At 43.3% G+C, this 12,410-nt stretch carries 9 protein-coding genes and 1 pseudogene; 7 read left to right on the forward strand and 3 right to left on the reverse strand.

What is annotated here, in order from left to right; translation table 11 throughout:
* The first annotated feature begins 44 nt into the window (after positions 1–44).
* A complete protein-coding gene (locus IPJ86_02535; GenBank protein MBK7886203.1) occupies positions 45–590 on the forward strand; it encodes a hypothetical protein in 546 nt (181 codons plus the stop codon).
* Positions 591–712: 122 nt separating this feature from the next.
* On the opposite strand, the gene IPJ86_02540 is transcribed toward IPJ86_02535, so the two are convergent.
* The 3 genes and pseudogenes from IPJ86_02540 to gcvP all read right to left on the reverse strand — a co-directional run bounded on the left by IPJ86_02540 (position 713) and on the right by gcvP (position 5,935).
* Positions 713–1,300, reverse strand: a complete 588-nt coding sequence (locus IPJ86_02540) for a DUF479 domain-containing protein (protein MBK7886204.1) — start codon at positions 1,298–1,300, stop codon at positions 713–715.
* Between the two features lie 305 nt (positions 1,301–1,605).
* On the reverse strand, positions 1,606–2,445 hold the full coding sequence (locus IPJ86_02545) for a neutral zinc metallopeptidase (GenBank protein MBK7886205.1): 840 nt from the start codon (positions 2,443–2,445) through the stop codon (positions 1,606–1,608).
* 653 nt (positions 2,446–3,098) lie between these two features.
* Positions 3,099–5,935: pseudogene (gene gcvP / locus IPJ86_02550) on the reverse strand (aminomethyl-transferring glycine dehydrogenase).
* Positions 5,936–6,241: 306 nt separating this feature from the next.
* On the opposite strand from gcvP, the gene IPJ86_02555 reads away from it, so the two are divergent.
* From IPJ86_02555 to IPJ86_02580, 6 genes are all read left to right on the forward strand, one after another.
* Positions 6,242–6,853 (forward strand): hypothetical protein, encoded by a 612-nt coding sequence (locus IPJ86_02555; protein ID MBK7886206.1) that lies wholly within the window; start codon positions 6,242–6,244, stop codon positions 6,851–6,853.
* Between the two features lie 113 nt (positions 6,854–6,966).
* The gene (locus IPJ86_02560; protein ID MBK7886207.1) at positions 6,967–7,803 is read left to right on the forward strand and encodes a UbiA prenyltransferase family protein; all 837 of its coding nucleotides are present in this window, start codon (positions 6,967–6,969) and stop codon (positions 7,801–7,803) included.
* A gap of 29 nt (positions 7,804–7,832) precedes the next feature.
* Positions 7,833–8,474 carry an outer membrane beta-barrel protein gene (locus IPJ86_02565; GenBank protein MBK7886208.1) on the forward strand — a complete coding sequence of 214 codons (642 nt, stop codon included), beginning with the start codon at positions 7,833–7,835 and terminating at the stop codon, positions 8,472–8,474.
* Between the two features lie 478 nt (positions 8,475–8,952).
* On the forward strand, positions 8,953–9,426 hold the full coding sequence (locus tag IPJ86_02570; GenBank protein ID MBK7886209.1) for a dCMP deaminase family protein: 474 nt from the start codon (positions 8,953–8,955) through the stop codon (positions 9,424–9,426).
* Positions 9,423–11,012: a S41 family peptidase gene (locus tag IPJ86_02575; protein MBK7886210.1), complete on the forward strand. Its 1,590-nt coding sequence runs from the start codon at positions 9,423–9,425 to the stop codon at positions 11,010–11,012. Before IPJ86_02570 ends, IPJ86_02575 begins: the two co-directional genes overlap by 4 nt.
* Positions 11,009–12,406, forward strand: coding sequence for a hypothetical protein (locus IPJ86_02580; protein ID MBK7886211.1), 1,398 nt, complete (start codon positions 11,009–11,011; stop codon positions 12,404–12,406). Before IPJ86_02575 ends, IPJ86_02580 begins: the two co-directional genes overlap by 4 nt.
* Positions 12,407–12,410 lie beyond the last annotated feature (4 nt).

Below are 12,410 nucleotides of genomic sequence, written 5' to 3' on the forward strand. Positions count from 1 at the left end.
CCCGCTTAACTTAGCCGTATTGAAATTGTTGATTAAGTAAGCCAATGAAAAACAAATTTCTGGTATGGAGTATCCTGTTCTGTTTCCTTTCCGGGGGAGAAGCTGTCGCCCAATTGTTTTGCTCCCCTTGTAAGGATCCCAATAAGCAGGAAAATATTTTCTTTACCTGTAATCAGGATTATAATCCGGTTTGTGGTTGTGATGGAAAAACGTATCGCAATGATTGCTTTGCGTTGAATAAATATGCGTTTTTTCCGTGTGGGTACTTTAATGGCATATGCGGTAATTTTGATGTTGATCTAAATCCCACTTTCATGGAATTGGGTGATGTATCTTTAAAAATTCAGGTATACAACCGATCTGCCGGATATATCAATATCAACGTTATTAATGCTTATGGAAGAATACAATTTCAAGGCAATTTCCCTTTAGCAAAAAATGCTGCAGCTGATGGCTATTTAGCAGGCCCTCCTAATCCAATAACAAGTATTGTAACTTCCGGCTGGAACAAAGGAGTGTACATCATTGAAACAATTTTTGAAGGTGAGCGAAAAATTTTCAAAATCGTAATAGGTGCCTCACCGTATTAAAGTAATGTTTCCATTAGAGCAATTATCTTGAATTAACATTTACAGGTTTAAACGCCGCGAACGCAGCGGATTCGCAGCGAACGCCGCGTTTAAATCGAAAAGCTAAATATCAGCATATAATTTTATTCATTTCTGAGGTCATTTAGGGACGACAAATAAAGTCGTATTTCAGGGAAAAAGCGATTGAATTCCTCTTCAAAGGCTGTATAATGTTTTTCGAGGAAGAGATGCGCATGTTGCATGTTGGATTCGAAGGTTGTCCGATGCGAGAGTCCGGTGAGTGCTTTCTGCATCCCTTGCAATGTACCATAACTCACCAGCCAGTTTTGCGGTTCCATGTAGTTGAGCATGTGGAGGGCCCGTTCGGGCAACATACTTTCATTTTCGCGGAGCATCCGATAACTATTGGCAGCAAACTCTTCTAAAGAAAGATGATGGTATTGCTCCCAGTCGCGGGCAAGGAAATGATCAAAATAAATGTCAACTATAACGGGGGCGTACTTACGAAATTCGGGACGTAGTCTGGCTTTGCTTTCCTCCACAACAGGATGAGCATCGGTGAAGGAATCGATCAGGCGGTGTATCCGAATTCCTTCTCTCACCTCACCTTTGTACATCTCCACAGCACTTCCTTTGACATGATCCGCGATGAAGTTGCCGATAGCGATGTCGGGGGTGGTGGAGAGGTAGAGGTGGGATAAATAGTTCAACAGGTTACGAATTACGAATCCATGAAGCAGAGATGAGTACGTTGAAATTCTTCAACTTACTCATCACGCTTCATGGTTACGAAAATACGAATTACGAATCAACGAAACCGCGAATATTACGAAAATACGAAATGCGAAACCTGCCTGCCGGCAGGCAGGTACGAAATGCGAAATGCGAAATACGGATGGTATGAAATGCGAATTGTTTAGAATACGAAATTCAAAATGTTACGAATTGTAATAAGAAGGTGCAGTGAAAATTAAAAGGTGATTTTCACAGGGTGAGTTTTGAGTGATAAAGTGCATTATCTGGTTGAGGTGAAGGTATCTCCCTGATCCATATTGCCGGTTGTAAATCCCTTTTGGAACCAATACATCCTTTGCTCGGAAGTTCCATGGGTGAAGGCGTCGGGAACGATTTTTCCGCTGCTTTCTTGTTGCAGGCGGTCGTCGCCGATGGCATTGGCTGCTGTGAGGGCTTCTTCGATATCTCCTTCTTCCAATACGCCCTTCCAGCGATCGGCATAATGTGCCCAGAGACCGGCATAGAAATCCGCCTGCAATTCGAGGCGAACCGACAATTGATTGGCTGAACGTTCATTCAATTGTTGCTGCTGTTGATGCACTTTATCCGATGTACCCAGCAAATGCTGCACATGGTGTCCGACTTCATGTGCAACAACATAGGCCATCGCAAAATCACCCGGAGCATGGAAGCGTTCTTTCAATAGCCGGTAAAAAGATAAATCAATGTATAATTTTTCATCTGCAGGACAGTAAAAAGGTCCTGTAGCGGATTGTTGAAAACCACAGGCAGATTCCACCGCGCCATCAAACAATACCAGAGTCGGTTTACGGTAAGCCTGACCGAATTTTTCCTGAAATATTTTCTCCCAGATATCCTCCGTATCCTTCAACACCACCGACACAAAGGCCGCGTCTTCATCGTTTGGATCAGGTGCTTTTGCAGGAGCAGATGACGATTGCTGTTGCTGTATGATTTGTACTGCTTGCTGCGGGTCGCCTCCCAGAAACATATAAATGATCGCTATGATCACACCAACTATACCAATTCCCGCTGCCGGTTTTGCCATCCCCCGCCGGTCATCGACGTTGGTAGAGCGTTGTCTGCCTATCCACTTCATACGATTACGAATTACGAATTACCATGAAGTGTGAAAAGAAAGAGGAGCGCTCTCCTCTTTCTTTCTCTACTTCATGGTTACGAAAATACGAAATACGAATCAACGAATCCGCGAATATTACGAATGTACGAATATACGAATTGACGGATCCGCGAATATTTGGAATGTAGGGAGGGCGGAACCACGGAACCGCGGGAAAATTGGGAATGACGGAATCACGAAACCGGGAGAAAACCAAAAGAACGGGTGGACGGGGGCGCGAACACAAAAAATGTGAGAGTGCGAACGAACGGACGGAGAAGCGGGAGAATCGAAAAAGGGGGGAAAAGGGAGAGAGGGGGGGGGGGGAGAGAAGAAAAAACGAATTTGCCCAGACGGGAAAAAGAAAAATACGAATAGACGAATAGACGAATTGACGAATGTACGAATAGTGAGGTAGTCTTATTCTTAAATTGTTGAAATTGGCTATTCATTAAATTTCGAATAGATTCCTCCGCGAAAATCTTAAAAAACCCGTGTTACCTGTCTCGGCGCAGAATGTGACGAGATCCGAGTTCTTTTGTAAAACAGTATCATGTCGAAAAATGTGACTTTAAAAAAATGCCCGATCGTTGGAGGGACCGGGCATTAAGATAGAGGTGAATGTATTCAGACTATGAATGCAGGGGCGCTTCTTCGTAGCTGCTCACATCGGGGCAGGAACAAACGAGGTTGCGGTCGCCATACGCATTATCAACACGTTTTACGGATGGCCAGAATTTATTTGCAACAAGCCATGGTGCCGGCCATGCTGCTTCTTTCCGGCTATAGGGATAGTTCCACTCGTCGGCGGTGAGTTCAGCTACAGTATGTGGTGCGTTGATCAGCGGATTATTGTGTTTGTCGGCAGTACCGATTTCGAGTGCACGAATTTCTTCACGGATGGAAATCATTGCATCACAAAAACGATCCAGCTCTTCCTTCGACTCACTCTCTGTAGGCTCAACCATCAAGGTGCCTGCAACCGGAAATGCCACTGTTGGTGCATGGAAGCCGTAATCCATTAAGCGCTTGGCAATATCACCGGCTTCGATACCTGCACTTTGTTTGAACGCCCGGCAATCGAGAATCATTTCATGGGCTACTGATCCATTTTTCCCTTTGTAAAGGATTGGATAATGTCCTTCTAATCTTGCCTTCATATAGTTGGCATTGAAGATGGCATACTCAGTGGCTTTACGAATACCATCATTGCCGAGCATGCGGATATAGCCATAAGAAATCAACAATATCAAAGCACTGCCCCATGGCGCTGCACTAACGGCGGTGCCTGTACGCTCTTTATTGACATTGATAACAGGGTGATTGGAGAGATAAGGGACGAGGTGTTTTGCTACTCCGATTGGTCCCATGCCGGGTCCGCCACCTCCGTGAGGGATGGCAAACGTCTTGTGCAGGTTGAGATGGCAAACATCAGCTCCGATCATACCCGGACTCGTCAATCCCACCTGAGCATTCATGTTGGCACCATCCATATAGACCTGACCGCCGTTATCATGAATTATTTTTGTCAATTCACGGATACCTTCTTCGTAAACACCATGCGTACTGGGATAGGTCACCATTGCTGCAGCCAGATTGGCTTTATGCAACTCCGCCTTTGTCCTGAGATCTGTTAAATCTATATTTCCGTTCTCATCACATTTCACAACGATGATATTCCATCCGGCCATCACGGCACTGGCAGGATTAGTACCGTGGGCACTCTGTGGAATTAAGCAAACGTTACGATGACCTTCGCCCTTTGCTTCGAGGTAGCCACGAATAGCCATTAATCCGGCGTACTCACCCTGCGCACCGGAATTAGGTTGTAAGGAGACCGCATCAAAACCGGTGATTTCACAAAGATAGGCTTCGAGCTCTTCAATGATCTGTGCATAGCCTTGCGCCTGATCAACAGGAACAAAAGGATGAATGCTATTCCACAAAGGCCAACTTAATGGCATCATCTCACTCGTGGCATTCAGTTTCATGGTGCAGGAACCGAGAGCAATCATAGAGTGATTCAGTGCAAGATCTTTATTCTCGAGATGCTTAATATAACGCAGCATATCGGTTTCACTGCGGTATTTATTAAAAACGATATTCGTCAGAAAATCTGATTTACGTGCCAGAGACATCTTATCATTGATCACGCCCTGTACTGATAAATCAACACCATTTCGTTTGTAGTCGAAGTTATTGGCATCGGCGAAGATGGAGATGATTTCACTGATATCATCGTTCAAGGTTGTTTCATCTAAGTTGATGACAATATTTCCATTGCTTTCATAACGGAAATTCATTCCTGCCGCTTCAGCCAGTTTTCGAATGGCTGCACTCTTGCCCTTAGCGTCAATCGCCACGGCATCAAAATACTGATCATGGATGACTTTAACACCAATTTTTTTGAGTCCCTCTGCCAATGCAACCGCACGCTGATGGATGGTACCCGCAATGGCCTTCAATCCACGCGGACCATGATACACGGCATACATAGAAGCCATTACCGCTAACAACACTTGCGCGGTGCAGATATTGGAGGTGGCTTTATCACGCTTAATATGTTGTTCACGTGTTTGCAAAGCCATACGCAAGGCCGGTTTTCCGGAAGCATCTATACTGACACCTATGATACGACCGGGGAGATCGCGCTTATAAGATTCTTTGGTAGCAAAAAATGCTGGACTACATCTGCGCCCCACTCTCCCGGAGGAGTGAGCAGCACCAATGACATGATATCTGCCGCCACCACGACACGAATATCTTTCTCCTTACACTTCGAAGTAAAACCTGAGTAATCTCTGAGGTTTCCTTCTTTGCCGGGGTACTGCAACAAAGCGCCAAAGAAATCTGCGCCGAACTTAAACGTATCCACATCACCTGTCACTAACTGAATTCCAAGGGGAGTGGCACGTGTCCGCAGCACGTCGATCGTTTGAGGAAAGGTTTCCTCCGAGATAAAAAATTTAGTGCAACCTGCTTTTTCCTGTTCCTTTGTTCGCGTATGAAACAGCATATTCATCCCCTCTGCAGCTGCAGTTGATTCATCCAGCAACGAAGCATTGGCCAGCTCCATACCGGTTAAATCAACAACCATCGTTTGAAAATTAAGCAGGGCTTCTAATCTTCCCTGTGCAATTTCTGCCTGGTAAGGGGTATAGGCGGTATACCAACCCGGGTTCTCCAGTATATTACGCTGTATCACACCCGGAATGATGGTATTGTGATAACCTAACCCTATGTATGTACGAAAAATTTTATTCTTTGCAGCGACTGCCCTTAATTCTCTGAGATAGGTCGCTTCATCTTGTGCCGGAGGAGTGTTATTATCCTTCTTCAGGCGAATGTCTTTCGGGATAGTTTTTGAGATCAATTCCTCGATAGAAGCTACGCCAATGGCTAACAACATTTCCTGCGTTTCCTTTGCATCGGGGCCTATATGGCGGTCGGTAAACTGGTAATTTGACATACGATTTTTTATGGTCCACAAAGTTACAAAAGAGCAGGGTTCTATTGACGGATGAGGAGTTTTGTTATAGTATTAATTATCATATTATTAAATTTTTCTACGGGAGGGGAGGAGCGTCTCGTCATGCTCACCTCTTCTTCGAGGAGTTGATTCTGACGAGACTTGGGGGGGGGAGGGGCGCTTCTTGCTGGGGGGGAGACTCGGAGAGTTGTTGACGAGTGGATGTTAATGAATTTCGTCAGACAATTAGAGGCAATCAAACTTTTTTAGTCTGTTTCAACAACCTTTTTATTAGTTTTGATGGCTATGAAAGCATCTATCTTCCTGGCGGCATTATTTCTGTTATCAGTAATTGAGTCCGGCTTCGCGCAAAATAAAATTCTACTTATTAATGGGAAAGTTATTGAAGCTGAAAATTATACGGTAGGAGATATTTTTGTAACGTATAAAAAAGCAGGGGACAAGCGAAGTGGTGCTCGAGCTGTTGACCGATACGATGTGTTTTCAATTACTAATCTGGATGGCACCGAAGAAGTGCTTTATAAACCCATTGATTCTCTCGACTTTTCAGTGGAAGATGTCCGCCTCTATATCAGAGGGGAACAGGTGGCCAAAACACACTATAACAGTACCGGAGCGTCCGTTTCATCCGCGATAATTGGCGCCGGTTCGAGTATATTGTATTTTTATGCATTACCCATACCCATGCTTTATGGAGTTGTTCTTGGTCGATTTAATCCCCGAAAAATGCATTTGCCGGAAAATATTGAACCGGCAGTTGCCGAATCAGAGGCTTTCAGACTGGGCTATGAAAAATCAGCAAGAAATACAAAAATTCAGAAAAGCCTGAAATGGGGTTATATTAGTCTGGGGGTTGGGTTGGCCGGCTGGATTATTTACGGTGTAAGTGATAAATAAAATATTCTCTCAAATTGTTTTCCCTGAGGGTTTACAACAACATTGTACCGGATACCCCCAAATAATTTTGCTGTTTTTCACAATGAACCTTCCATATTAGTTGTTCTATTTTAATGAAGAATGAAAAATTAAAGGAAAGAACTACGATTTACTATGCTGTTCTTATGGCTATGGCAGCTACTTTGATGGGACTTAAGTTCTTCCCGGAGGGAAATGAGTTGCACTCTACTTCGGACATATACCTACATGGGCTTTTGCTCTTTTCAGGGACGTTCCTCGCCTACTCGATTTCTTTTCCTTCACCTTTCCTGGATATTTCGAGAGGGAAATTCAAGCATAGGAAAATCAACCTCCTGATTCTGATTTCATTCCTGCTTTGCATCACACTACCCTTCTTCCTATTTATCCCTCCGGGCTATATGATTCAATATGGTCTTGCAGGTTTACTGAGTCTTTTTTATTACACCGGATTTTCAGCAAAAAAGATCCGTTTTGGAGGAGCCAGAACGGTATTTCTTTTGAAAAACATCGTACTTGCCCTGGCATGGGCGTTTGCTACATCACCCATTTCATTGGAAGAAACGGATTCAGTTTTCCTGTTTTTCAACCGCTTTTTGTTTGTGATGGCTTTAAGTTTGGTCATTGACATCAGAGATATTACATCCGATGGACAAAAAAGAATCATCACTATCCCTGCCAAAGCCGGAATTCTTCCAACGAAAATCATCTCGGGCATACTTTTAATTGCCGGAACGGCGTTTACATTAAAAAGTCATCAAACAGGATTCATACCTCTTTCCATCTTTACTGCATCAGCAATCAGTACACTATCTACGATTATTGCCATTGCATTTGTGCAAAAAAAATCATCTTCCCTCCTGTTTCTTTTACTCGTTGATGGAAACCTGCTGCTACACGGAATCTTATTCTCTCTTTCCAACAACAACTGAAATGGTATCACATTCTTTACATTTGCCCTATGCTGTTTAGGATACTTCTCCTGTTTTATTGCTTCTGCTGTCTTCCGGCTTTCGCGCAGGAGGGAGACAGTAAAAAGGCATTGAATCCCTTCTTAGTCTTTGACAATTATTATTCGTTTATTGGAAATAAGAGTGCAGATGTATGGGGTTTCAGAGCAGGTATTGAATGGAATCAGACATGGCGTTTCGGCGCCGGCTACAATAAAATCCGGTCTGATATTGTCGAACGAAAAATCCTAAGTGGTGAAGAGCTCAGCTATGCCTCCAATGATACAGTCAAAGCGCAACTCTTTCTTACCTACTTCCCGGTTATGGCGGAGTATATTTTCTACAGAAGTGACCCCTGGATTATCAGCATCCCGCTTCAGGCAGGGTACGGAAAAAGCTATTTCCAGTATTTCGACAGAGAAAACGATGAGCGCAAGATTTTTAAACGTGGTGTTGTCGTGACGCAAGCAGGCATAAGTGCTCAATATAAAATCATCCGCTGGGTTGGCGTTGGAGCAGGCCTGGGTTATCGGCTGATGTTGGTAAATAATCCGGAAATTGAAACCAAGATGAACTCGCCCGTGTTCGCTATAGGCATTAAATTATATCTGGGGGAGATTGTAAAATCCATTCAGGGAAACGAGAGTGAATGAATTCAGAATTCAAAATTCAGAATTCAGAATTCAGAATTGAGAATTGAGAATTAAGAGTTGAGAATTGAGAATTGAGAATTGAGAATTAAGAGTTGAGAATTGAGAATTAAGAGTTGAGAATTAAGAGTTGAGAATTGAGAATTAAGGGTTTTGAATTGAGAATTATGGGTTGGGTATTAAGGGTTGAGTATTGAGGGTTGAGTATTGAGAATGGAGAGTTTACTATTGAAAAGGCAGAGTTTAGTATTGAGAATAGCGAGTTATATATTGAGAAGATCAAGGGTGGAGAGTCGATACTTGAGACTTAAGGGTTGACGGGCTGGAGAGAAGGTGGATGTTGGAGAAACGGTTTTACAACCGGATACAGTATCAGAAAATCATCCCAATCTTCTTTTACAACAGTCAAAATATAAGCGGATTACCATTCAAATAAACCGGTAACAATTATAATCTCAGTTAAGCATACTATCTTTGGACCATGAGTAAAACCGGCTTTGATGAATTGTATATGGAGTTAGCAACCAATCTCGCTAAAAAATCACATTGTGTAAAGATGAAGGTCGGGGCTGTTATCTCTAAGGACACACGAATTGTCTCTCTTGGATATAATGGTCCACCGGCAGGAACACATAACTGCGACGAAGAATGGCCGGAGACCGGATGCGCCCGTGATCGTAAAGGCGGATGTTCATTGGCCTTGCATGCCGAAGCAAATGCCATCCTGTACGCAGCAAAAAATCAAATCACGCTGGAAGACGCCACGCTCTATGTAACACTCGCGCCATGTCTTCCCTGCGCCAGAATCATCTATACAACAGGCATAAAAAAAGTCCTATACAGAGATAGTTATGCGGCATATAAAGGCATCGATATTGAGGAAGGAGTCGACTTTCTGCAACGTTTTGGTGTTGATGTAAGCCATTTCCCGTTACCTGCAAATAAAAACAAATGAACCAACCCTCCTCCAGACGTCTGCTGCTCCTCCCATTAGTACTGGGCATAGTACTGGCATCCGGCATCTATTTGGGCAGCAGTCTCGCTCCTACTCCCAAAGTTTCTGCGGATAATAAAATCAACACTATTTTGGATTATATCCAGCAAGAGTATGTCGATACGATCAACCGAAAAACACTGGTTGATCAATCCATCGAAAAATTGCTCGAGCAACTCGATCCGCACTCTGCTTATATTCCTGCCGAGGACCTGCAATCTGCCAATGAACCCCTGGAAGGAAATTTTGAAGGCATAGGTATTGAATTTCACATTCAGCAAGATTCGATCATGGTGGTTTCTGCCATATCGGGTGGTCCCAGTGAACGCGTGGGATTAATGGCCGGAGACCGTATCGTGAAAGTGAATGGCAAGCAGGTGGCCGGTAACGGCATTACCAATGAACAAGTCTTAAAAACACTTCGGGGAAAAGGGGGTACGCCTGTAACAGTATCGGTATACCGAAGAGGACAAAAAGCCTTGATTGATTTCAAAATTATAAGAGGAAAAATTCCAATCAACAGTCTGGACATCTCCTATATGGCAGATGAGAGCACGGGCTTCATTAAGATCAGTCGTTTTAGTGCTACTACTTATGATGAATTCATGGCTGCCATGTCGGATCTGAAGCAACAGGGTTTGCGCAATCTCATTTTAGACATGAGAGGGAATCCGGGAGGCTTTCTCGATGCAGCTACTAATATCAGTGATGAGCTGATTGGCGGTAAAAAATTAATCGTGTATACAAAAGGCAAAGCGAGACCGCGCACCAGCTACTATACTAAACGTGATGGCATTTTTGAAGAAGGACGATTGATGGTACTTATTGATGAAGGATCAGCTTCTGCCTCCGAAATTGTGGCCGGTGCCATTCAGGATTGGGATCGCGGAACAATCCTCGGACGACGTTCCTTCGGTAAAGGCCTTGTTCAGGAGCAGACTGAATTATCGGATGGTTCTGCAATTCGTTTAACAATCGCCAGATATTACACGCCTACCGGACGGAGTATCCAAAAGCCCTATGAAAAAGGAGTTGCGGAATATGAAGAGGAATTATACAGCCGTTTCAAACATGGCGAACTACTCAGCAAGGACAGCATTCAATTTGCGGATTCGTTAAAATTCAAAACGCCTGCGGGCCGCACAGTATACGGTGGAGGAGGTATCATGCCCGATGTATTTGTACCTATTGATACTTCCTACGAGACGGCTTATCTCAACAGCCTTTTCGCGAGCGGAAGTGTCAATCAGTTTGCTTATGATTATGTGGATCAGCATCGCAGTGAACTGAAAAAATATGATGCCGCATCTTACAAAAAACTTTTTGAAATAAATACTGAGATCATTCGAACTTTCACTTCCTATGCCTCTGAGCGCGGTGTACCTCTGAATGAGAAAGAACTGAACAGGTCATTGCCCTTTCTAAAGACACAACTAAAAGCGGCTATTGCAAGGCAGGTATGGAAAAACGAAGGCATGTATCCGATTCTCCATGAAAAGGACGCCACCTTTCAACGTGCAATGTCGTTGATTAAACAATCCACATGAACAAAGAGAAGTACCGCAACTTTTTCTTTTTTTCATTAGCGGTAATATGTTCCAGAATTCCCTTTTTATTTAACGGATATGGGTCGGAAGAAGATGCATGGGCATTGGCTATTGTTGCAGAAAGAATTGGCAGTACCGGTATTTATGAAGTATCGCGATTACCCGGTCATCCTTTACAGGAATTAATATACGCTGCTATTTATTCATATGATGCCGTCTTTTTTAATTTGCTGACGCTGATGATCAGCACGCTTGGCATACTATCGTTTGTGGCTATGCTACAACAATTCGACATAAAAAATGCTTACTGGAGTGGTGGTGCACTTGCCTTTACCCCTATCATTTACATTAACAGCACTAACGCCATGGATTACACCTGGGCAATGGCCTTTATTCTTATGAGCGGATATTTTATTAGTAAAAAGAAGGCAGTATTAGCCGGATTTCTGCTGGCTATGGCTATAGGATGCAGAATTACCTCCGGAGCCATGTTGATTCCCTTTACCTTTTTGATTGTAAATATTCTTCCTTCGGATCAAAAAATAAAATTTTTAACGCGCTTCATCGGTTCAGTTCTCGCAGGCACTGTCCTTTTCTATGCACCGGTTTTTCAAAAATATGGAACCGGTTTTTTTACTTACTACGAACATTTTCCAATACCCGGTTTCGCTAAAAACTTCTACAAAGGGAGTCTGGCTGTTTGGGGTCTGCCAGCGCTTCTGACCGGTTGTTATTTCATTGTACACCTTCTGCTAAAAAAGAAAAAACCGGAGGAAGTGATGTTTCATGAAAAGGACATTTCAAAAGCACTACTTCTCTTTTGTTTTATTACTGTCCTTTTATATACGATCGCCTTTATTCAGGTTCCCTTGAAAGCTGCGTTTATGATTCCGGCAGTTCCGGTTATTGTACTCCTCTTCACTTTATTTCTTCAGCGGCGACAATTAATGGTACTGACAACATCGTTGTTCCTTTCTTGTTTTTTCTTCGGAGTGAATCTGGCTGATGCACACCGGGGCAGTAAGGCGAGTCCGCTTGCCGTCACCTTCGCTGTCAGCGGACAAAAAGTTGCATTTGATCCCTTGTCAGGGCTTGTCACTGCCGACAGAAGCAAACAAATTCTGCGGAGAGAATATGTGATATCGGTATTGGATAAAGCCGACGAATTGACTTCAAAATCGGTCATCATTTCAGGATGGTGGTATTCAGAAATATTGGTTCGGGGGAAGGACCGTGTTAAAGACAATATTATTTTCAGACATTACATAGATGAAGAAGAATTAAAATGGTATCAGGAGAATAAATATTCAATTTTCTTCCTTGAAGAACAAGACAGCTCCAATGATTTACGATTTCGAAAAATATTTACAAGGAAGTATGCTACACCACTATGAGTTT

Source organism: Bacteroidota bacterium (assembly GCA_016713925.1).
Lineage (GTDB): Bacteria > Bacteroidota > Bacteroidia > AKYH767-A > OLB10 > JAJTFW01.